The organism is Streptomyces sp. NPDC036764, from assembly GCF_055609385.1.
On sequence record NZ_JBVJPT010000001.1, the window covers coordinates 601,523 to 622,783 of the forward strand.

The 21,261-nt window shown below is 71.7% G+C and carries 24 protein-coding genes; 15 read left to right on the plus strand and 9 right to left on the minus strand.

Annotated elements, in window-relative coordinates:
- Nucleotides 1–92: 92 nt before the first annotated feature.
- The 13 genes from hypA to ACZ69Q_RS02595 all read left to right on the plus strand — a co-directional run bounded on the left by hypA (nt 93) and on the right by ACZ69Q_RS02595 (nt 12,298).
- Nucleotides 93–491, plus strand: a complete 399-nt coding sequence (gene hypA, locus ACZ69Q_RS02535; protein ID WP_471034998.1) for a hydrogenase maturation nickel metallochaperone HypA — start codon at nt 93–95, stop codon at nt 489–491.
- A gap of 3 nt (nt 492–494) precedes the next feature.
- Nucleotides 495–1,277: a hydrogenase nickel incorporation protein HypB gene (hypB, locus tag ACZ69Q_RS02540; protein ID WP_471035002.1), complete on the plus strand. Its 783-nt coding sequence runs from the start codon at nt 495–497 to the stop codon at nt 1,275–1,277.
- Nucleotides 1,274–3,904: a carbamoyltransferase HypF gene (gene hypF / locus ACZ69Q_RS02545; protein ID WP_471035006.1), complete on the plus strand. Its 2,631-nt coding sequence runs from the start codon at nt 1,274–1,276 to the stop codon at nt 3,902–3,904. Before hypB ends, hypF begins: the two co-directional genes overlap by 4 nt.
- A 60-nt stretch (nt 3,905–3,964) precedes the next feature.
- A complete protein-coding gene (locus tag ACZ69Q_RS02550) occupies nt 3,965–4,270 on the plus strand; it encodes a HypC/HybG/HupF family hydrogenase formation chaperone (protein ID WP_471035011.1) in 306 nt (101 codons plus the stop codon).
- Nucleotides 4,267–5,394: a hydrogenase formation protein HypD gene (gene hypD / locus ACZ69Q_RS02555; RefSeq protein ID WP_471035016.1), complete on the plus strand. Its 1,128-nt coding sequence runs from the start codon at nt 4,267–4,269 to the stop codon at nt 5,392–5,394. Before ACZ69Q_RS02550 ends, hypD begins: the two co-directional genes overlap by 4 nt.
- Nucleotides 5,387–6,466, plus strand: a complete 1,080-nt coding sequence (gene hypE / locus ACZ69Q_RS02560) for a hydrogenase expression/formation protein HypE (protein WP_471035020.1) — start codon at nt 5,387–5,389, stop codon at nt 6,464–6,466. The genes hypD and hypE overlap by 8 nt, the downstream gene beginning before the upstream one ends.
- Nucleotides 6,467–6,619: 153 nt before the next feature.
- Nucleotides 6,620–6,871, plus strand: a complete 252-nt coding sequence (locus ACZ69Q_RS02565; RefSeq protein WP_471035024.1) for a YkoF family thiamine-binding protein — start codon at nt 6,620–6,622, stop codon at nt 6,869–6,871.
- The gene (locus ACZ69Q_RS02570) at nt 6,868–7,236 is read left to right on the plus strand and encodes a helix-turn-helix domain-containing protein (protein WP_471035028.1); all 369 of its coding nucleotides are present in this window, start codon (nt 6,868–6,870) and stop codon (nt 7,234–7,236) included. Before ACZ69Q_RS02565 ends, ACZ69Q_RS02570 begins: the two co-directional genes overlap by 4 nt.
- Nucleotides 7,237–7,359: 123 nt before the next feature.
- Entirely contained in the window at nt 7,360–7,869 is a 510-nt protein-coding gene (gene uraD / locus ACZ69Q_RS02575) for a 2-oxo-4-hydroxy-4-carboxy-5-ureidoimidazoline decarboxylase (protein WP_471035031.1), read from the plus strand.
- Between the two features lie 7 nt (nt 7,870–7,876).
- A complete protein-coding gene (gene uraH, locus ACZ69Q_RS02580) occupies nt 7,877–8,269 on the plus strand; it encodes a hydroxyisourate hydrolase (protein WP_471035034.1) in 393 nt (130 codons plus the stop codon).
- Between the two features lie 8 nt (nt 8,270–8,277).
- Nucleotides 8,278–9,201 (plus strand): factor-independent urate hydroxylase, encoded by a 924-nt coding sequence (gene pucL / locus ACZ69Q_RS02585; RefSeq protein ID WP_471035037.1) that lies wholly within the window; start codon nt 8,278–8,280, stop codon nt 9,199–9,201.
- 110 nt (nt 9,202–9,311) lie between these two features.
- Nucleotides 9,312–10,691, plus strand: a complete 1,380-nt coding sequence (locus tag ACZ69Q_RS02590; protein ID WP_471035041.1) for an 8-oxoguanine deaminase — start codon at nt 9,312–9,314, stop codon at nt 10,689–10,691.
- Nucleotides 10,692–10,912: 221 nt separating this feature from the next.
- Nucleotides 10,913–12,298, plus strand: coding sequence for a nucleobase:cation symporter-2 family protein (locus ACZ69Q_RS02595; RefSeq protein WP_471035044.1), 1,386 nt, complete (start codon nt 10,913–10,915; stop codon nt 12,296–12,298).
- On the opposite strand, the gene ACZ69Q_RS02600 is transcribed toward ACZ69Q_RS02595, so the two are convergent.
- Both ACZ69Q_RS02600 and ACZ69Q_RS02605 read right to left on the minus strand, forming a co-directional pair.
- Entirely contained in the window at nt 12,264–12,866 is a 603-nt protein-coding gene (locus ACZ69Q_RS02600; RefSeq protein WP_471035047.1) for a 3'-5' exonuclease, read from the minus strand. The genes ACZ69Q_RS02595 and ACZ69Q_RS02600 overlap by 35 nt on opposite strands.
- 79 nt (nt 12,867–12,945) lie before the next feature.
- The gene (locus ACZ69Q_RS02605; RefSeq protein ID WP_471035050.1) at nt 12,946–13,743 is read right to left on the minus strand and encodes a helix-turn-helix domain-containing protein; all 798 of its coding nucleotides are present in this window, start codon (nt 13,741–13,743) and stop codon (nt 12,946–12,948) included.
- 96 nt (nt 13,744–13,839) lie between these two features.
- Between ACZ69Q_RS02605 and ACZ69Q_RS02610 the strand changes: the two genes are divergently transcribed.
- Nucleotides 13,840–14,694 carry an NAD(P)H-binding protein gene (locus tag ACZ69Q_RS02610; protein WP_471035054.1) on the plus strand — a complete coding sequence of 285 codons (855 nt, stop codon included), beginning with the start codon at nt 13,840–13,842 and terminating at the stop codon, nt 14,692–14,694.
- Nucleotides 14,695–14,808: 114 nt separating this feature from the next.
- Here ACZ69Q_RS02610 and ACZ69Q_RS02615 read toward each other — a convergent pair whose 3' ends face one another.
- The 5 genes from ACZ69Q_RS02615 to ACZ69Q_RS02635 form a co-directional block, all read right to left on the minus strand.
- Nucleotides 14,809–15,231, minus strand: coding sequence for an acyl-CoA thioesterase (locus tag ACZ69Q_RS02615; RefSeq protein WP_471035057.1), 423 nt, complete (start codon nt 15,229–15,231; stop codon nt 14,809–14,811).
- A gap of 51 nt (nt 15,232–15,282) precedes the next feature.
- Nucleotides 15,283–15,912 carry a hypothetical protein gene (locus ACZ69Q_RS02620; protein WP_471035061.1) on the minus strand — a complete coding sequence of 210 codons (630 nt, stop codon included), beginning with the start codon at nt 15,910–15,912 and terminating at the stop codon, nt 15,283–15,285.
- 74 nt (nt 15,913–15,986) lie between these two features.
- Nucleotides 15,987–16,586, minus strand: coding sequence for a histidine phosphatase family protein (locus ACZ69Q_RS02625; RefSeq protein WP_471035064.1), 600 nt, complete (start codon nt 16,584–16,586; stop codon nt 15,987–15,989).
- Between the two features lie 27 nt (nt 16,587–16,613).
- The gene (locus tag ACZ69Q_RS02630) at nt 16,614–17,147 is read right to left on the minus strand and encodes an HAD domain-containing protein (RefSeq protein ID WP_471035069.1); all 534 of its coding nucleotides are present in this window, start codon (nt 17,145–17,147) and stop codon (nt 16,614–16,616) included.
- A 26-nt stretch (nt 17,148–17,173) separates the two neighbouring features.
- Nucleotides 17,174–18,385: a pyridoxal phosphate-dependent aminotransferase gene (locus ACZ69Q_RS02635; protein ID WP_471035072.1), complete on the minus strand. Its 1,212-nt coding sequence runs from the start codon at nt 18,383–18,385 to the stop codon at nt 17,174–17,176.
- Between the two features lie 87 nt (nt 18,386–18,472).
- On the opposite strand from ACZ69Q_RS02635, the gene ACZ69Q_RS02640 reads away from it, so the two are divergent.
- On the plus strand, nt 18,473–19,111 hold the full coding sequence (locus ACZ69Q_RS02640; RefSeq protein ID WP_471035075.1) for a winged helix-turn-helix transcriptional regulator: 639 nt from the start codon (nt 18,473–18,475) through the stop codon (nt 19,109–19,111).
- 49 nt (nt 19,112–19,160) lie between these two features.
- Here ACZ69Q_RS02640 and ACZ69Q_RS02645 read toward each other — a convergent pair whose 3' ends face one another.
- Together ACZ69Q_RS02645 and ACZ69Q_RS02650 are read right to left on the minus strand one after the other, a co-directional pair.
- Entirely contained in the window at nt 19,161–19,964 is an 804-nt protein-coding gene (locus ACZ69Q_RS02645; protein ID WP_471035078.1) for a hypothetical protein, read from the minus strand.
- Nucleotides 19,964–21,235, minus strand: a complete 1,272-nt coding sequence (locus ACZ69Q_RS02650) for a VWA domain-containing protein (RefSeq protein WP_471035081.1) — start codon at nt 21,233–21,235, stop codon at nt 19,964–19,966. The genes ACZ69Q_RS02645 and ACZ69Q_RS02650 overlap by 1 nt, the downstream gene beginning before the upstream one ends.
- Nucleotides 21,236–21,261: the final 26 nt, after the last annotated feature.

The window sequence follows — 21,261 nt, forward strand, 5'->3', positions numbered from 1 at the left end:
GGCGTACCCGGCGCCCCGGCCACGGCGTGCCTGGCCCCTGCGCCCGGGGCGCTCGCCTCTAATGAAGGCCGGCCCCTGGAGGACGAGGACCCATGCACGAGATGTCCGTCGCGCTGGCCGTGATCGACCAGGTGGAAACGGCCGCCGCACAGACCCGGGACGTCACCGCGGTGCGCGCGGTGCGGCTGCGCGTGGGCGAGCTGGCCGGCGTCGTACCCGACTCCCTCGCCTTCTGCTTCGAACTCGCCTGCGCCGGGACCCTGCTGGAAGGCGCCGAACTCGTCACCGAACCGGTGCCCGGCCGGGCCCGCTGCACGCCCTGCGCGCACGAGTGGGCCGTCGGCATGCCGCCCCGGCTGACCTGCCCCGAGTGCGGCGGCGCCGAGGTCGAGCTGCTCGCGGGCCGGGAGCTGCAGATCGCCGAGGTGCGGTGGGAGGACGGCGGCCCGCCGCACGCCGCCGCCCGCGAACCGATCCCCGAGGAGTGCTGAACCATGTGCCGTGTCGTCGACCTGCAACAGGCCGTGCTCGCGAAGAACGACGCGAGCGCTCACCTGCTTCGCATGCACCTGGAGTCCCGGGGCACCACCGTCGTCAACCTGCTGTCCAGCCCCGGCAGCGGCAAGACCGCGCTGCTGGAACGCGAACTGCTGCTGGCCCGGGAGCGGTCGGTCGCCGTCGCGGCGCTCACCGCCGATCTCGCCACCGAGAACGACGCCGAACGGCTCGCTCGTTCCGGCGTCCCGGTCAAGCAGGTGCTCACCGACGGGCTGTGCCATCTGGAGGCGGCGATGCTCGCCGGGCATCTGGACGGATGGCTGCCCGACGGTACCCGACTGCTGTTCGTGGAGAACGTCGGCAACCTGGTCTGCCCCGCCTCCTACGACCTGGGGGAGACCCTGAGGGTCGTCCTGGCCTCGGTGACCGAGGGCGAGGACAAGCCGCTCAAGTACCCCACCGCGTTCGGCCTGGCCCATCTGGTCGTGGTCACCAAGACCGACATCGCCGAGGCGGTGGAGTTCGACGAGGGCGCGTTCCGCGCGAACGTGGAGCGCGTCAACCCGGGCGTGGAGGTGGTCCTGACCTCGGCGCGCCGGGATCGGGGCGTCGGCACGCTGCTCGACCGGGCGCTCGCCGCGGCCGACGGCGCGCCCCTGCACACGCCGGTCATGGCCGGCCGACCGGACGCCGAGAACACTCACAGCCACACCCACGGCCACACCCACTCCCACTCGGTCGCGGCAGCCACCGCGGCCGCGGCGCCCACGCACTCGTGACCGCCCCGCCGCGGCCGGCCGCCGTCGCCCCGGACCCGCCGCACCGGCGGCGGGTGGTCGTCCGGGGCGTGGTGCAGGGCGTGGGCTTCCGGCCGTACGTCTACGGCCTCGCCACCGAACTCGCCCTGGTCGGGCATGTGACCAACACGCCCGAGGGCGTCGTCGCCGAGGTCGAGGGCAGCGTCGCGGCCGTGGCCCGGTTCTGCGACCGGATCGCGGTCCAGGCCCCTCCGCTGGCCCGGGTGGAGTCCGTCGACCACCAGGTGCTGCCCGCCGCCGGGGGCGAGGCGTTCACCATCCTCGCCTCCCGCACCGGCGGTCCGGCCCGCACGCTGGTCTCCCCGGACACCGCCACCTGCGCCGACTGTCTCACCGAACTCGCCGACCCGGCCGACCGGCGCCACCGCCACCCCTTCGTCAACTGCACCCACTGCGGGCCGCGCTTCACGATCGTCACCGGCGTCCCGTACGACCGGGCGAACACCACGATGGCCGCCTTCCCGATGTGCCCCGACTGCGCCCGCGAATACGGCGATCCGGCCGACCGCCGCTTCCACGCACAGCCGGTGGCCTGCCCGGCCTGCGGGCCCCGACTGAGCCTGATCGTCCCGGGGGCCGAGAACGCCGCCGGGGCCGGCCCGTTCACCGAGCGAACCGCCCGGGCCGGCCCGTTCACTGAGCGCACCGCCGGGTCTGGCCCGTTCAGCGAGCGCACCGTCGGGTCTGACCCGGTCACCAAGCGCACCTCCGGGAGTGAGCCGGGGGCCGAGCGCACCTCCGGGTCTGAGCCGGGGGCCGAGCGCACCTCCGGGTCTGAGCCGGGTGCCGAGCGCACCGCCGGGGCCGGCCCGTTCACCGAGCGCACCGCCGTGGCCGGCCTGTTCACCGAGCGACTCGCCGGGGCCGACCCGGTCACCGAGGCCCGCGCCCTGCTCGCGCGCGGTGCGATCCTCGCCGTGAAGGGACTCGGCGGCTACCACCTCGCCTGCGACGCCACGAACGCCGGCGCCGTCTCTCTACTGCGCCGCCGCAAGGCGCGGGGCGACAAGCCCTTCGCCGTCATGGCGAGAGGCGCGGGCGACGTCGAGCACCTCGTCCGGCTGGGCCCCGAGGAGCGGAGGCTGCTCGAAGACCCCGTAAGGCCCGTCGTCCTGCTGCGGCGACGCCCGGACCCGTCGTACGCCGAGGGGGCGGTGCGACCCGCCGAGGCCGTCGCGCCCGGCAGCCCCGACCTCGGGGTGATGCTGCCGTACACGCCGGTGCACCACCTCCTGTTCGGTCTGCCCGGCGACCCGGACGGCCCCCGGCTGCTGGTCATGACCAGCGGCAACGTCTCGGGCGAGCCGATCGTCACCGACGACGCCGAAGCCCTGGAGCGGCTCGCGCACCTGGCCGACGGCTGGCTCACGCACGACCGGCCGATCCATGTGCCGTGCGACGACTCCGTGGTCCGCGTCTGCGACTCCGAGCCGCTGGTGCTCCGGCGCTCCCGCGGCTACGCCCCGCTGCCGCTCACCCTCCCCTTGCCGGTCCGCCCCGCCCTCGCCGCCGGAGGGGACCTGAAGAACGCCTTCTGTCTGGGCGAGGGCCGCCAGGCATGGCTGTCGGCGCACATCGGCGACATGGACGACCTCGCGACGCAAGGGGCCTTCGAACGCGCCGTGGAGCAACTGGAGTCCATCACGGGAGTACGGCCGCGCAGCCTGGCCTGCGACCGGCATCCCGGCTACCGCTCCGCCCGCTGGGCCGACCGGAACGCGGCGGGCCGCAGCGTCGTACGCGTCCAGCACCATCACGCCCACGTCGCCTCCGCGATGGCCGAGCACGGCCTTGACGGCACCCGGCGGGTGATCGGCGTCGCCTTCGACGGCACCGGCCACGGCGACGACGGCGCGGTGTGGGGCGGGGAGTTCCTGCTCGCGGACTACACCGGCTTCACGCGCTTCGGACATCTGGCGTACGTCCCCCTGCCCGGCGGTGACACGGCGGTGCGCAGGCCGTACCGCATGGCGCTGGCCCAGTTGCGCGGCGCCGGCCTCGACTGGTCCGGCGACCTCGCCTGCACGGCCGCCTGCCCGCCCGATGAACTGCGCCTGCTCCAGCGGCAGTTGGAGCGCGGCCTGAACTGTGTGCCGACCTCCAGCATGGGGCGGCTCTTCGACGCCGTGTCCTCGCTCGCCGGTGTCTGCCACCGCGCCGGCTACGAGGCGCAGGCCGCGATCGAGCTGGAGGCCGCCGCCCTGGGCGCGCCCGACGGCGACAGCACCGCGTACGCCTTCGGACTGCGCGACGGCGAGCCGGTGCGGGCCGATGCCGCGCCCGTCGTCGCCGCGATCGTCGGCGACCTGCGGGCGGGGGCCGGGGCGGCCACGGTCGCGGCCCGCTTCCACCGCGGCGTGGCGGCGCTGGTGCACGCCATGTGCCGCCGGGCGCGGGAGCGGCACGGGCTGGACACGGTGGCACTGACGGGCGGCGTGTTCGCCAACACGCTGCTGTCCTCGGCCTGTGCGACCGCACTGCGCGAGGACGGCTTCACGGTGCTGCGGCACCACCTGGTGCCACCGGGCGACGGCGGCCTGGCGCTGGGCCAGTTGATGGTGGCCGCCCGCACGACGACCGACGACTGAGCACCCGCGACCCACGAAGCGACCACGAAGCGACCCGCGAACCACAGCGAGGAGAGGCCCATGTGCCTGGCGGTACCCGGCAGAGTGCTGGAGATCGAGGAGCGCGACGGCACCCGGATGGCCACCGTCGATTTCGGCGGCGTGGTCAAGGAGGTGTGCCTGGAGTATCTGCCGGACCTACGGGTCGGCGAGTACGCCATCGTCCACGTGGGGTTCGCCCTGCAGCGGCTGGACGAGGAGTCGGCGAAGCAGACGCTGGAGCTGTTCGCCGAACTCGGCATGCTCCAGGAGGAGTTCGGCGACGCCTGGGAACTGGCGGCGGCCGAGGCGGGCGTGGCACCTGCGGAAGAGGTGGGCAACCAGTGAAGTACATCGAGGAGTTCCAGGACCCGGAGCTGGCCCGCCGGCTGCTCGACGAGATCCGGGCCACGGTGACCAGACCGTGGGCGCTGATGGAGGTGTGCGGAGGGCAGACGCACAGCATCATCCGGCACGGCCTCGACCAACTTCTGCCGGACGAGGTCGAGTTGATTCACGGACCGGGCTGTCCGGTCTGTGTGACCCCGCTGGAGGTCATCGACAAGGCACTGGAGATCGCCTCCCGCCCCGGGGTGATCTTCTGTTCGTTCGGCGACATGCTGCGCGTGCCCGGCACCGGCCGGGACCTGTTCCAGGTGCGCGGCGAGGGCGGCGACGTACGGGTCGTCTACTCGCCGCTCGACGCCCTGCGGATCGCGCAGCAGAACCCGGACCGCGAGGTGGTGTTCTTCGGCATCGGCTTCGAGACCACCGCGCCCCCCAACGCCATGACGGTGCATCAGGCCCGGAAGCTGGGCGTGGGGAACTTCAGCATGCTGGTGTCCCATGTCCGCGTCCCGCCCGCCATCGAGGCGATCATGTCGTCGCCGAGCTGCCGGGTGCAGGGCTTCCTCGCGGCCGGGCACGTGTGCAGCGTGATGGGCATGGGGGAGTACCCGGAGCTGGCGGAGCGCTTCCGGGTGCCGATCGTGGTGACCGGCTTCGAACCGCTGGACATCCTCGAAGGCGTACGCCGCGCGGTGGCGCAGCTCGAGCGCGGCGAGTACGCCGTCGACAACGCCTACGCGCGTGCCGTACGGCCCGAGGGCAACCCGGCCGCGCGGGCCATGCTGGAGGACGTCTTCGAGGTCACCGACCGCGCCTGGCGGGGCATCGGGGTGATCCCCGACAGCGGCTGGCGACTGTCGCCGAAGTACCGCGACCACGACGCCGAGCACCGTTTCTCGGTCGACGGGATCCGGACCGAGGAGCCGGCCGAGTGCCGTAGCGGAGAGGTCCTCCAGGGCCTGCTCAAGCCGCACGAGTGCGCCGCCTTCGGCACCCTGTGCACCCCTCGTACCCCGCTGGGCGCCACGATGGTCTCCAGCGAGGGCGCCTGCGCGGCGTACTACCTGTACCGGCGGCTGGACGTGCCCGCCGCCACGGCCCGGGAGGCGAGCCCCGTTGTCTGACACCACCGATCTGGCCGCCCCGGCCCTGGACGTCGAGGGCTGGACCTGCCCCGCTCCGCTGCGCGACCGGCCGCGCGTCGTCATGGGCCACGGCGGCGGCGGTGCCCTCTCCGCCGAACTGGTCCAGCAGATTTTCGCCCCCGCCTTCGGCGGCGAGGTGCTCGCGCAGATGGGCGACGCCGCCGTCGTCTCCCTCGGCGGGGCCCGGCTGGCCTTCTCCACGGACTCCTACGTCGTACGCCCGCTGTTCTTCCCCGGCGGCAGCATCGGTGACCTGGCGGTCAACGGCACGGTCAACGACCTCGCCATGAGCGGGGCCCGGGCCGCCTATCTCTCCTGCGGCTTCATCCTCGAAGAGGGCGTCGAGTTGGAGACGGTCACCCGGGTCGCCGAGGCGCTGGGCGCCGCCGCGCGCACCGCCGGCGTGGAGGTGGCGACCGGTGACACCAAGGTGGTGGAGGCCGGACACGGCGACGGCATCTACCTCAACACGGCCGGCATCGGTGTCGTCCCGGCCGGTGTCGACCTGCGTCCGCAGCGGGTCGTCCCCGGTGATGTCGTGATCGTCAGCGGTGCCATCGGCGTCCACGGGGTGGCGGTGATGAGCGTCCGGGAGGGCCTTGAGTTCGGTGTGGAGATCGAGAGCGACAGTGCGGCGCTCGGCGGCCTGGTCGACGCCATGCTCGCCGTCACCCCGGAGCTGCACGTGCTGCGCGATCCCACCCGGGGCGGTCTCGCGGCCTCGCTCAACGAGATCGCGGCGGCCTCCGGCGCGGGGGTGGTCGTGCGGGAACGCGACGTCCCCGTCCCGCCCGCCGTGGCGAACGCCTGCGCCATCCTCGGCCTGGACCCGATGTACATCGCCAACGAGGGCAAGCTGGTGGCCTTCGTCCCGCGCGAGCACGCCGACGCCGTGCTCGAGGCGATGCGGGCCCACCCCCTGGGCGCGGACTCCGTGATCATCGGCGAGGCCGTCGAGGCCCACCCCGGCATGGTCGTGGCCCGCACCGGGCTCGGCGGCACGCGCGTGGTCGACCTGCCGCTGGGCGAGCAGCTACCGAGGATCTGCTGAACCGGATTCCGGCCCGCGCCCGCCTCCGCAGGCATACTTCCGGCAGTCGGAATTAAGATTCCGACTGCCGGAAGTCCATAATGGCCTGCCGAGGCAGGTCGCGCCGGTGGTGAAGGGCTGCCCGAACGATCGCGGGCGCGTTAGGTTGAGCGCGTGCGATTGAGAGTGGAGTTCACGACCGAGCCCTTCGATCTCGACGAGGCACCCGCGCATGCGCTGGTCGCCCGCCAGGTCATCGAGGCGGCCGAACTGGACGCGGTGGACGTCGGCCCGTTCGGCAACACGGCGGAGGGCGGTGCCGACGTCGTGCTCACCGCCGTGGACGCCCTGCTGCGCAGGAGCCTGGAGGCCGGAGCCACCCGGATCTCGCTCCAGGTCAACGTGGTCGGGGAGGGGCAGGAGTGACCGGCACCGGGGACGAGCCCTTCATCGCGGCCGTGAAGCCGCTGGTCGACGCCATGGGCGGCGAGATACTCCCGCCGGACGAGGCCGGGCCCGAGGATGTCGTGCTCTCCTGGGAGGGCGCCGACGTCGTCGCGGTGCGCCTGCCCCAGCTCGCCGACTCCCTCGATCACATCCTGGCCGCCATGGAGCGCCGCAAGGGCAAGCCGCTGGCCGACCTGGACCGCAAGGCCAAGCAGGAGGTCGTGCGGATACTGGAGGCGCGCGGTGCCTTCTCCGTACGGCACGGCGTGGAGACCGTCGCGAGCGCGCTCGGCGTCAGCCGCTTCACGGTCTACAACTATCTGAACCGGGACAAGAACGCCTGACACGTCCCACCCGGTTTCGACATCGCGAATTTTCAACAAAGTGTTGACGTCTCGTCGTCGTAGGGCGTTAGCTATCGGCACGCCCGTTCAGTACGAAGGCCCTTCGCGGCCACGGAGGCTCCCGTGACGTCGAATTCCACGCCCCCGGGCCTGGCCCGGTTCAACGCCCTGGAGGAGCACGCGGCCCACGCCGCCCTCCACGAGGCGTGCGCCTCCACGGCATGGGTGCGCCGACTGCTCGCCGGCCGCCCCTACGCCACCGCCGACGCCCTCTACACCGCCAGTGACGCCGCCATGGCCGAGCTGACCGCCGAGGACCTCGCGCAGGCCATGGCCGGGCACCCGCCGATCGGCCGCCCCAAGCCGGGCGACCCGACCTCGGCGCGGGAGCAGCGCGGCATGGCCGGCGCCTCCGAGGAGCTCAAGGCGGAGATGCTCGAACTCAACCTGGCCTACCAGGACAGGTTCGGCCACGTCTTCCTGATCTGCGCCACCGGCCGGACCGGCGAGCAGATGCGCGACGCGGTCAAGGAGCGGATCGGCAACTCGCCGGAGCAGGAGCGGGAGATCGTCCGCACCGAGCTGGGCAAGATCAACCGCATTCGGCTCGCCCGCATCGTCGAAGAGGACTGACAGCAGCATGAGCACCAGCACCACCGCCTCCGTGTCCACGCACATCCTGGACACCTCCGTCGGCCGCCCCGCCGAGGGCGTCGCCGTCCAGCTCTCCGCCCGCTCGGGGCGCGAGGCCGACTGGCAGGCGCTCGGCGGCTCCGCGACCGACGCGGACGGGCGGTGCAAGGACCTCCCGGCGCTGCCGGAGGGCACCACACACGTACGGCTCGACTTCGCCGTCGAGCCGTATTTCGAGAAGAAGCAAGCCGATGCGCAGCAGGACGCCCCCGCGAATCGGGACAGCGGTGCCGTGTTCTTCCCCGAGGTGGCGATCACCTTCGCCGTGACGCCCGGGGAGCATTACCACGTGCCGCTGCTGCTCAACCCGTTCGGCTACTCCGTATACCGAGGGAGCTAGCAGACACCATGCCCACGATCCTGGGACAGAACCAGTACGGCAAGGCCGAGAACCGAGTCGTAAAGATCACGCGGGACGGCGCCACCCACCACATCAAGGACCTCAACGTCTCGGTCGCCCTGTCCGGCGACATGGACGAGGTCCACTACTCCGGCTCCAACGCCAACGTCCTGCCGACCGACACCACCAAGAACACGGTGTACGCGTTCGCCAAGGAACACGGCATCGAGTCCGCCGAGCAGTTCGGCATCCACCTGGCCCGGCACTTCGTGACCAGCCAGGAGCCGATCAAGATCGCCCGGATCCGCATCGAGGAGTACGCCTGGGAGCGGATCGCGGCCTCCGACGCGAACTCGCAGTTCATCGGCGCTGACGAGGTCAAGCACTCCTTCGTCCGCAAGGGCCAGGAGACGCGGGTCACCCAGATCACCTACGACGGCGAGAAGTGGGAGGTCATCTCCGGCCTCAAGGACCTCGTCGTGATGAACTCGACCAACTCCGAGTTCTGGGGCTACGTCAAGGACAAGTACACAACGCTCCAGGAGGCGTACGACCGCATCCTGGCCACGCAGGTCTCCGGCCGCTGGCGGTTCAACTGGACCGACGACGAGCAGCGGATGCCCAACTGGGAGAAGTCCTACGAGCAGACCAAGAAGCACATGCTCCAGGCCTTCGCGGAGACCTACTCCCTCTCGCTCCAGCAGACCCTGTACCAGATGGGTTCGCGGATCATCAACAACCGCAGCGAGATCGACGAGGTGCGCTTCTCCCTCCCGAACAAGCACCACTTCCTGGTGGACCTGGAGCCGTTCGGGCTGAAGAACGACAACGAGGTGTACTACGCCGCCGACCGGCCCTACGGCCTGATCGAGGCCACCATCCTGCGGGACGGCTGCGAGCCGAAGATCCCGGTGGACCTCACCAACCTGTAGTAACTCCACATATCGGCACCCGCGGCCGGTGAGGTCCCCGATCCGGCCGCGGCACTCAAATCCCCCAGGGTCCTGCCGTGCCCTCTCCACAACAGCGCAAAGGACGAATCATGGCAGCAGCCCAGCGCATCGTCATCGAGAACTGTTCGATCGCGACGGTGGACGCGAACGACACCGAGTACGCCACCGGCCACATCGTCGTCGCGGACAACCGCATCGAGTCGCTCGGTGCGGGCAAGGCCCCCGAGGGCCTGGAGAACGTCGTACGCCGCATCGACGCCACCGGCCATCTCGTGACCCCCGGCCTGATCAACACCCACCACCACTTCTACCAGTGGATCACCCGGGGCCTGGCCACCGACCACAACCTCTTCAACTGGCTCGTCGCGCTCTACCCGACCTGGGCGCGCATCGACGAGCCGATGGTCCGCTCGGCCGCGCAGGGCTCCCTGGCCATGATGGCCCGCGGCGGTGTCACCACCGCCATGGACCACCACTACGTCTACCCGCAGAACTCCGGCGACCTGTCCGGCGCCATCATCGGCGCCGCCCGCGACATGGGCGTCCGCTTCACCCTCGCCCGCGGGTCCATGGACCGCAGCGAGAAGGACGGCGGCCTGCCGCCGGACTTCGCCGTCGAGACCCTCGAAGGCGCGCTGGCCGCGACCGAGGAGACCGTCAAGCAGCACCACGACGCCTCCTTCGACGCGATGACCCAGGTCGCCGTCGCCCCGTGCTCGCCGTTCTCCATCTCCACCGAACTCCTCAAGCAGGGAGCCGAGCTGGCCCGCCGGCTCGGCGTGCGCATGCACACCCACGGCTCGGAGACCGTGGAGGAGGAGAAGTTCTGCCACGAGCTGTTCGGCATGGGCCCGACCGACTACTTCGAGTCCACCGGCTGGCTCGGCGAGGACGTGTGGATGGCGCACTGCGTCCACATGAACGACTCCGACATCGCCGCCTTCGCCCGCACGAAGACCGGCGTCGCCCACTGCCCGTCCTCCAACGCCCGCCTCGCCGCCGGCATCGCCCGCGTCCCCGACATGCTCGCGGCCGGCGTACCGGTCGGCCTCGGCGTCGACGGCACCGCCTCCAACGAGTCCGGCGAACTGCACACCGAACTGCGCAACGCGCTGCTCATCAACCGCCTCGGCGCCCACCGCGAGGCCGCCCTGAACGCCCGGCAGGCGCTGCGGCTCGGCACCTTCGGGGGAGCCCAAGTCCTCGGCCGCGCCGCCGAGATCGGCTCCCTGGAGCCCGGCAAGCTCGCCGACCTGGTGCTGTGGAAGTTGGACACGCTCGCCCACGCCTCCATCGCCGACCCGGTCACCGCGCTGGTCTTCGGCGCTGCGGCCCCGGTCACCGCGTCGTTCGTCAACGGCCGCCAGATCGTGGAGAACGGCCGGCTGCTCACCGCCGACGAGGACGCGATCGCCCGCTCGACGCGCGAGCAGGCCCAGCGTCTGGCGCGGATCTCCGCGCAGGCCTGAGCAGCCTGAAGATCTCCGGTCGGGAGGGACGGCTCCCGACCGGTGGCCGTGGACCCGAGCGGGGTCCATGGCGACCGTCTCCGGGGCGCGCGTGACGCGTGCGCCCCGGAACGGTCACCGTTTCCCCCAGAACGGCCCGTTCCCGGTCCCGCACGACCGCGCACCACCTCCTTGAACCCGCGTCAGAGTCGACGCGTTTAACCGACCGGAGGAGAGCCGCAATGTCCGCCCACCCCGTAGACGAGAAACTCCCCGCGCTGAAAATGGCGACGACCGGCCTTCAGCACGTGGCCGCCATGTACGCGGGAGTCGTCGCCCCACCCCTGATAGTCGGCGCGGCGATCGGCCTGACCGCCGCCGAGCTGACCTTCCTCACCGGCGCCTGCCTGTTCACCGCGGGCATCGCGACCTTCCTCCAGACGCTCGGCATCTGGAAGATCGGCGCCCGGCTGCCCTTCGTCAACGGCGTCACCTTCGCGGGTGTCGCTCCCATGACGGCGATCGTCGCATCCACCGACGACAAGTCCGACGCCCTGCCGGTCATCTTCGGCGCGGTCATCGTCGCCGGCCTGCTGGGGTTCCTCGCCGCCCCCTTCTTCAGCAAGGCGGTGCGCTTCTTCCCGCCGGTGGTGACCGGCACGGTCATCACGCTGATCGGCATCTCGCTGCTGCCGGTCGCCTTCGGCTGGGCCCAGGGCCCCAACCCGGCGGCCCACGACTACGGTTCGGCGACGAATCTGGGCCTGGCGGCCGGGACGTTGCTCATCGTGCTGATCCTGCGCCGCTTCACCCGCGGCTTCGTCAAGCAGATCGCCGTACTCCTCGGCCTGGTGGCCGGCACGCTGATCGCGATCCCGTTCGGCGTCACGGACTTCGGGCCGGTCGCGGACGCGGACGTGATCGGCTTCCCGACCCCGTTCCACTTCGGCGCCCCGCAGTTCCAGCTCGCCGCGATCATCTCGATGTGCGTGGTGATGGTGGTGTCGATGACCGAATCGACCGCCGACATGCTGGCCCTCGGCGAGATCGTCGAGCGCCCGGCCGACGAGAAGACCATCGCGGCCGGCCTGCGCGCCGACACCCTCGGCTCCGCGATCAGCCCCCTGTTCAACGGCTTCATGTGCAGCGCCTTCGCCCAGAACATCGGCCTGGTCGCGATGACGAAGATCCGCAGCCGGTACGTCGTCGCCGCGGGCGGCGGATTCCTGGTGCTGATGGGCCTGTGCCCGATGGCCGCCTCGCTCATCGCCGTCGTACCGCGCCCGGTGCTGGGCGGCGCCGGCGTGGTCCTGTTCGGGTCGGTCGCCGCGAGCGGCATCCAGACCCTCGTACGGGCCGGCCTGGAGAAGGACAACAACATCCTGATCGTCGCCGTCTCGCTGGCCGTCGGCATCATCCCGATCACGTCGCCGGAGTTCTACCACGCCTTCCCGGAGACGGTCAGGATCGTCCTGGACTCGGGCATCTCGACGGGCTGTGTGGCGGCGGTGGCGCTGAACCTGGTCTTCAACCACCTGGGCAGGGGCCGCGACGCCCAGGACGTCACTCACCCCATGGAAGCGGGAGAGGAGATCACCGGGGCGACCCGGGCCCCTGCCACTCCATGAGGTTGGCGAACAGCTCGGCCTGCTCGACGGCGTCGTCCAGCGCATGGTGCGTGTGACGACGCCGCGACAGCAGTTCACGCGGCATCGTGCCCTTCGCCACCGCCCGCAACGGCAGCCCCGCCTTCGTCGCGTACAGCGTCTTCATGTCGAGGCAGCCCGAGTGCCCGAACGGGCTCGTGCCGGTGAAGCGGATCAGGTACCAGTACAGGAACGTCCAGTCGTACGACGCCGGATAGCCGCACATCACCGGCTGCGCGCCGGCGCTCACCTCACGCACCCAGTCGCTGAACTCCGTGAGCGCGACGGCCGGTTCACTGCCCTCGACCCGCAGCCGCTCCCGGTCCAGCCCGCTCACGGCCAGCGCCTCGGGCACGAACTCCTCGCTGATCGGCCGCAGCTCCCGGTAGAAGGTGTGCTGCTCCGGGTCGGCCGCCGTGAACCCGTCGCCGCCCTGCACCCCGGCGACCGCCGCGCCGATGCTCAGCATGGAGTAGGGACCCGGGATCGGTCCGTCCGCCTCGATGTCGACGGAGATGTAGCGGCTCGGTTTGACGCGTCGTGCGGCCATGGAGAGGGAGCCTCGCAGGCGCCAAGCGCTGACCGCATCCGAATTTCGGTGTCCACGCCCACACCGGGGTCGTCGCAATTCAACGGCGCGCGGCGACCCGGCACGGCTGGGCGGCGGGAAGGCGGCCGCTGAAGTACGAGCGGGGCGGGACGCCCATGAGGGTGCGGAAGTCGGACGTCATATGAGACTGGTCGTAGTAGCCGGAGGCGACGGCGAGCTGTGCCCAGGGCACGTCGTCGGCCTGGGCCAGCACCGCCTGGACCCGGTCGATACGGGCGTAGTGCTTCGGGGAGAGGCCGACGCCCTCGGCGAAGAGATTACGCAACTGGCGCTCACTGACGGCGAGTTCACGTGCCACGTCCCGCACCTGCCCGGGGACGTGGCCGACGCGCATCGACAACGCGTCCGCACCGGCCTGCAACAGGGCGGTGCGCGAGCGGTCCGCGGTGGCGGACAGCCGGTCCGGGAGCGCCTCCGCCAGATGCGGCACCACCTGCTCCGGCGCCATGTGCGAGAGCTCGCGGGCCAGTTGGCGCGCGGCGGCACCGGGCAGTTCGTCCAGGGGCACGGCGTCGCCCACGAGCTCGACCGCCGGGACACCGAGCAGGGGACGGGCGGTACCGGGCGCCAGCCGCATCTCGAGGCAGGACGTGAACCGTTTGCCCCGGTGGTAGGAGGCGCGGGTGCGCGGGCCGACGACCATGGCGCTGCGGCGGCCGTCCTCAGTCACCCGGAAGACCATCTTCGTGCTGGTGTCCGGGAGTTGGACGTACGGGTCCGCCGACTCGGCGCTCACCGACACGGACCCGATGCCCGTGATCCACGGGCGCAGCGCCTCCGGCGTCGGCAGGACCTGTCGGGAGAAGGTGTTCGTCACCCCTCCACCGTATGCCCGGCACACGGCAGTGCGGGCCGGTGAACCGTGCCGGAATTTCCAAGAGTCCGGCGCCGCCCGAGGGCCACCGTGGTGGACATGATCCTTGTGACGGGTGCCACCGGCACCATCGGCAGTGAAGTCGTACGGCAGCTCGCGGCGCGTGGGGAGAAGGTGCGCGCCCTGACCCGGGACCCGGCGGCGGCCCGGGTGCCCTCGGGTGTCGAGGCCGTACCCGGCCACCATCGGGACCGGGCCTCGGTCGAGGGGGCGATGGCGGGCGTGCAAGCGGCCTTCCTGGTCGGCGTGTTCGGCCCCGACGACGCCGAGTACGACCGGGGCCTGGTCGAGGCGGCACGGGCGGCCGGGGTACGGCGGATCGTGAAGCTCTCCTCGATCGGCACCGGAGACCCCCGACTGCCAGGGTTCGGCACCTGGCACCTGCCCGGCGAGGAGGCCGCCCGGGTGAGCGGCCTTGAGTGGACCGTGCTGCGCCCCTCCGCCTTCGCCTCCAACTCCCTCGCCTGGGTGGAGGCATTCCGGCAGGGCACCCCGGCGCCCAACCCGATGAGTGACGGCAGGCAGGGCGTGGTCGACCCGCGGGATGTGTCCGAAGTCGCCGTGCACGCACTGCTCGACCCGCGCCACGCGGGGCACACCTACACCCTGACCGGACCCGAGGCGATCAGCGCCGGCGACCAGGCCGCGGTCCTCGGCGAGATCCTCGGCCGCCCGCTGGAGCTCCTCCAACTGACCCCGGACCAGCGCCGCGAACATCTCCTCGGCGCGGGCCTGGGCGCCGCCTACGCGGACAGCCTCATGGCGAGCGCCCGCTTCATCGCGGAGGGCGGCAACGCCGTCGTCACCGACGACGTACCGCGGATCCTGGGGCGCCCGGCGCGCAGCTACCGGGAGTGGGCCGAGGACCACAGGACGGCCTTCGAGGCGGACTGAGCACGGCGTAGGGGCGCCGGTCCCGGTGGATCCGACGCCCCTCCCAGCCCCGCCTCCCCACACGACCCGCGCTCGCACCGGCACTACCAGGGCTCGGCGTCAGGGCAGGTGTGACTAGAGGCCGAACAGGCTCGGGTCCGTGGACAGTTCCTTGAAGTAGTCCTGCGGATTCGCCACCAGCTTGCGTTCCCTCAGGTCCAGCAGCCCGCCGACGCCCGTGAGTTCGGCCGCCACCGTGCCGTCGGCCTTGCTTATGGTCTGCCGGACGTTGAACGTCTTGCCGCCCGACCACTCGAAGGCGCACGTCACATCGACCTCGTCACCGGCGAGGAGCTCGCGTTCGTAGCGGATGGTCGTCTCCAGTGCGACGGGACCCACCCCCTTGCCCGTCAATCCCGTCTGGGTGATGCCCGCGGCCTGGAGCAGCGACCAGCGGGCGTGCTCGGCGTAGTTGATGTACACGCTCTGGTTCACGTGCCCCTGGGTGTCGGTCTCGTAGCCGCGGACGGTGACCCGGACCGAAAACTGCTCGCTCACTGCTTCCCCTTCTCACATCCGGTGCCCAGTGCACAGATCTTGGCACGCACGTCATGCCCGGCGCGGGGACGCCAGCAGATAGCGCGCCCTGGTCCGCGGTTCGGTGTGCTCGCCGACCTGCCAGCCCGCCTCTTCCAGTGTGGCCGCGCAGGCCCGCAGTCGCGCGCCGTCGCTCTCGTGCACGGCGATGGCCTCCGGCTGCGGGGTGGCCCGCACCCGGTACCCCTCCTCGGAGTCCGGTCCGGCCGGCGGGTGGCCGGCCGCCTCCAGCGCGAGCGCGGCGGCCTGCACCAGATGCGTACGCTCCCAGCCGCACGGCCGGTCCACGGCGCCGTCCGGATTGGTCATCCGGCGCAGCTCCAGCAGCCCCTGCCAGGCCCCGCGCACCTCACGCAGCCGGGCCGGGCCCAACTGCGGGGCGTCTCCCTCACCGCCGATCCGCGCGGCGAACACGCCCCTCGCGGCGGCGGCCTCGGTCCGCGCGGGCGGCGTCTGCTCGGAATCCCGTATCCGATGTCCCGCCGGTGTCAGAAAGTGATCGTGCGGGGGTCGCGGGTGCCGGAAGGCGAGGCCCCGCTTCACCAGTGCCGCGAGTTGTGTCTCCGTGCCCCGCAGCCGTCCCGTGTCGGGATCGGCGGCGTCGATGACACGCCGCTGGGCCGCGGTCGGTGGTCTGGTCACGGCGTGCTCCTCCCCGGGCGTTCGGGCGCCGGCCCCGCCCCGCGGCAGGGCGGCAACCCCATCTGCCGGGAAGGCTACGGCGTGGGTCTGACATTCCACCCCGCGATCACCGGCCGCCCGTGTTCCGTGCTCAGCCGGCACACGGTTCCCGTGGCCAGTTGGAACAGCGCACCGTCCGCGGGCGGCAGCCCGAGCCGCCGGGCCGTGAGCACGCGCAGGAAGTGCCCGTGGGCCACCAGCACCACGCATCCCTCGGTGTTGGCGAACGCGGCGTCCACCTTGGCCAGCATCCGGTCGGCACGCTCCCCGACCTGCTCCGGGGTCTCCCCGGGATGGTCCGGCGGCCCGGGCGCGACACCGTCCCGGAACAGGAACCAGTCGGGCCGTTCGTGCTGGATCTCGACGGTCGTGATGCCCTCGTAGCCGCCGTAGTCCCACTCCCGCAGGTCGGTGTCGACCTGCGTGCCGTGCAGCCCGATCAGCTCGGCCGTCTCCCGTGCCCGCTGTGCCGGGCTGACGAACGACGCCCCGATCCTGTGCGAGCGGATCAGCGGCACGAGCCCCCGCGCCTCCTCCCGCCCGTGCTCGGTGAGCGGTACGTCGGTCCAGCCGGTGTGCCGTCCGGAGCGGGACCACTCGGTCTCGCCGTGCCGGACGAGGAAGAGATCACTCATGGTCCCAGGCTAAGAGATCACTCATCGTCACAGGCGCAGAGCCCAGCGCTCCAACTCCGCGAAGTCGTGCTCGCGCAGCCCCCTGCGCGCGTCGACCGGGAGCAGCAGCGCGGCGCCGCCGTGGTGGGCCGCGACATGCCGTACGTCCCGGTCGGTGACCATGTCGTCGACCCAGACGAAGGGCCGCCCCGCCGCCCACGCCACCACGTGCCGGGTCTTCCAGTACAGCCCGTCGGCATCCTCGGCGAACATCTCGGGCCACTCGATGACCGGCAGGTCACGGGGCAGCCCGATCACCGGCGCGATCATCTCGTTGGCCTGGTGTTGCCAGGTGGTCGCCCAGGCCAGCTCGTACGGCAGCGCCAGCAGCCTCGCTCCGTGCCCCGGATGCAACCGCACCCTGAGCCCGCGCCGCTGCCGCAGCGACCCCGGCCGCTGCCGCTCGGACCAGTTCGCCGGGTGCAGCCGACGCGTGACATAGCCGCGATGGCCGAGGTACAGGGCGCGGAACGGGTTCAGGGGGCCGTCCACGTCGAGGAGCAGAAAGGGGCGGGTGCTCATGGAAGGGTCCTACCCACCCCGGGCGGTCATGTCTGCCGGTACCCGCTCAGGAATCGCCCGATCCGCCCGATCGCCGCCTCCAGGTCCTCCGCGTACGGCAGGGTCAGGATGCGGAAGTGGTCGGGCGCCGGCCAGTTGAAGCCCGTGCCCTGGACCACCTGGATCTTCTCGCGCAGCAGCAGGTCCAGGACGAACTTCTCGTCGTCGTGGATCTTGTGCACCTTGGGGTCGATGCGCGGGAAGGCGTACAGCGCGCCCTTCGGCTTCACGCAGGACACGCCGGGGATCTCGTTGAGCTTCTCCCAGGCCACTTCGCGCTGTTCGTGCAGGCGGCCGCCGGGGGTCGTCAGGTCCTTGATCGACTGGCGGCCGCCGAGGGCCGCCTGGATGGCGTACTGGGCGGGCGCGTTGGCGCACAGGCGCATGGAGGCCAGCATGGTCAGGCCCTCCAGGTAGTCCTTCGCGTGCTGCTTCGGCCCCGTGACCACCAGCCAGCCGGAGCGGAAGCCCGCCACCCGGTACGTCTTGGAGAGGCCGCAGAAGGTGAGGACCACCAGGTCGGGGGCGAGGGTGGCGACCGAGTGGTGCACGGCGTCGTCGTACAGGATCTGGTCGTAGATCTCGTCGGCGAAGACCATCAGGCCGTGCCGGCGGGCGAGGTCGAGAATGCCCTCCAGGATCTCCTTGGGGTAGACCGCGCCGGTGGGGTTGTTCGGGTTGATGATGACGACCGCCCTGGTGCGGTCCGTGATCTTGGACGCCATGTCGTCCAGGTCCGGGTACCAGTCGGACTGCTCGTCGCACAGGTAGTGGACCGCCTTGCCGCCGGCGAGTGTCGTCACGGCCGTCCACAGCGGGAAGTCCGGGGCGGGGATGAGGATCTCGTCGCCGTCCTCGACCAGTGCCTGTACGGCCATGGAGACCAGCTCGGACACGCCGTTGCCGAGGAAGACGTCGTCGACGTCGACCTCCAGGCCGAGCGTCTGGTAGCGCTGGGCGACGGCGCGGCGGGCGGAGAGGATGCCGCGCGAGTCGGTGTAGCCGTGCGCCTGGGGGAGCATCCGGATCATGTCCTGGAGGATCTCCTCCGGCGCCTCGAAGCCGAAGAGCGCGGGGTTGCCGGTGTTCAGGCGCAGCACACTGTGGCCCGCCTCCTCCAGCGCGTTCGCTTGCTCGATCACCGGGCCGCGGATCTCGTAACAGACCTCGCTCAGCTTGCTCGACTGCCGGAACTCCATGCGCGCTCGCCCCTCCGGTTTCGTGTGTTGCTTGGTTTTACCAAGTTCGAGCTTGGAAAGTCCAACAACATGTCTAGACTGCGTCGCATGTCACCTCGCCGAAGCTACGACCAGTACTGTTCCGCCGCCCGCGCGCTCGACGCCGTCGGCGACCGCTGGACCCTGCTGATCGTCCGGGAGCTGCTGGCCGGCCCGCGGCGCTACACCGACCTGCACGCCGACCTCCCCGGCGTCAGCACGGACGTCCTCGCGTCGCGGCTGAAGGACATGGAGCGGGACGGCATCAGCACACGGCGCAGGCTGCCGCCGCCCGGAGCGGCCTACGTGTACGAACTCACCTCGCGCGGCCGGGAGTTGCTGCCCGTGCTCCAGGCGCTGGGGGAGTGGGGCCAGGCCGAGCTCGGCGAGCGGCGGCCCACCGACGCGGTGCGCGCGCACTGGTTCGCGCTGCCGCTGCTGCGAGCCCTGCGGGCGAACGGGGAGGGCGAGGGGCTGCTCGAAGTCCAACTGGAGGAAGGGCACTTCCATCTGTACGTCGGCGCCGAGGACGGGCAGGTCTACGGCGACGGACCCGCCCCCGGGGAGCCCGACGCACGGCTGGTCCTGGACTCCGGGACATGCGAGGCCGTCGCCCGGGGCGAGTTGAGCGTGACCGACGCCGTACGGGGCGGCCGTATCGAGGTGACCGGCGAGGGCACACTCGCCAAGGCGCTCAACGAGGCGTGAACGGCCAAGGGGCCCACCGCCCTCGCGATGAGCCCCTCGTGACGGTATGTCAGGCGCCCGGCGGCACCCGGGTCGGCCGCCCAGCCCCGCGGGTCAGCGCGTAACCGCCGATGCCCGCGAGCGCGGCCAGCACCCCGCCGATCGCCGTCCACACCCAGCGGTCGGACCACCAACCGGAGGCCCAGCCGTCCTCGGGCTCGATGCTGGACAGCACCGCCGAGGCCGACGAACTCTCCTCGTCCTCCTGCGACTTCACGGCCACGCCGGGCACGAGCGGCTGCGAAAGCGCCCCGTCCACCGCGGCCGAACCGCCGATGTCCTTGGAGTCGACCCGGACCTCGGCGCCGACCGGCAGACCGAGGTCGGAGGTGGGTACCTCCACGACCGTCAGCCGGATGTAGTAGGTGCCCGGCAGCGGGTCGTCGGCCCACTGCTCCGACCAGGCCCGCACGGTGCGCAGGACGCAGGTCAGCTCGACCGAGGCGGAGTTCGCCGCGGCGGTGCGGGTCTGGGCGCCGTACTGGCAGGCCTGACGGCGGCGCAGGCCGTCGTACACGTCGATCTGCCAGGTCTCGGCGGCATGCGTGTCCGGCAGCTTCACCGTCGCCTTCACGGTGGGGCGCTGTCCGGCGTCCGCGGGGAACGACCAGTACAGGTAGTCGCCCGTGGACGCGCTCGCCGTGGCCGTCTGCCCCTGCTCGACCTCGGCCGCCGTACGGAAGGACGTGCCCGCCGTGGTCGGCGCGCCGCCCTCCTCCGAGGCGCTCGGCGACGGTGAGGAGTCGGCCGCGGCGGGACCCGCCGCAAGCCCCAGCGCCAGCAGGGCGCCGCTCAACACTCGGGTGATCCGCATCAGTTGGTCCTCCAGACCGCGACGCGCCAGCGCGACAGCCAGCCCCAGACGAGACCGGCGAGGAAGCCGGTGAGGATCAGCGCGCCGAGCAGCCACCAGCCGCGCCCGAGACCGAAGGAGGCCACATCGCTCGACGACGACGGCCCGTCCACGACGTCGACCGTCAGCTCCAGCGGCAGACCGGGCGTGGCCTGCACTCCGGAGCCCGCCGAGAAGGACTGGGTGACCTGGAGGCACACGGTCTCGGCGGGCGCGGTGTCCTCGTCGTCCCCGTCGGCCTCCGCCTTTGGGTAGCGCAGACCGGTCGACACGACGTCGGTGCGGCCGTTGCCCGCGGCCTCGCCGCGCACGATCTCCCGGCCGCGCTCGGTCACCGCCCGCAGCAGCACCCCGTAGGAGGGGTTCACGGCCCGGTCGGCCGACACGCTCACCGACGCGCGCAGCTCCTGGCCGGGCTCGACGTCCACGCGGTACCAGCGCTGCTGCCCGAACTCCTCGCGGTCGGTGTACAGGCCGGACTTCAGCGTCGGTGCCTTCGCGCACTGGTCCGCGCCCGTCGTCGCGACCGGCGTCACCACCGGGTCCGCCGCCCGGTCCACCAACTGGTTGACCTTGTCGGCGAGTTCGTCGGTGTGCTCGACCGAGGTGAAGGTGCCGCCGGTCGCCTCGGCGATGCAACTGAGCTGCTGACGCAGCTTGGTGTTCGGGACCAGGCCGAGCGTGTCGATGGTCAGGCCGATGCCCTTGGCGGCGATCTCCCGGGCCACCTCGCACGGGTCGAGCGGGGCGCAGGTGTCCTCGCCGTCGCTGATCAGCACGATGCGTTTGGAGCCCTCGCCGCCGTCGAGGTCGTCGGCCGCCTTCAGCAGCGCGGGGCCGATCGGGGTCCAGCCGGTGGGCGTCAGCGTCGCCACCGCGGTCTTGGCCTCGGTGCGGTCCAGCGGGCCGACCGGGTAGAGCTGCGCGGTGTCCTTGCAGCCCGTCCTGCGGTCGTCGCCCGGGTAGTTGGCGCCGAGGGTGCGGATGCCGAGCTGGACCTCCTCGGGGGTCGCGTCCAGCACCTCGTTGAAGGCCTGCTTCGCCGCGGCCATCCGCGACTGGCCGTCGATGTCCTTCGCCCGCATGGAGCCGCTGACGTCGATCACGAGATCGACCTTCGGGGCGGTGGCGCTTATCTCGTCGGCGACCGCCCCGGCCGGGAAGGCTGTCCCGGCCGTGAGCGCGGCGAGCAGGGCACAGATCCCTGCCGCCAGCCGTTGTGTTCTGATCATCGGCGGATCCTATTGATCTCAGGTGT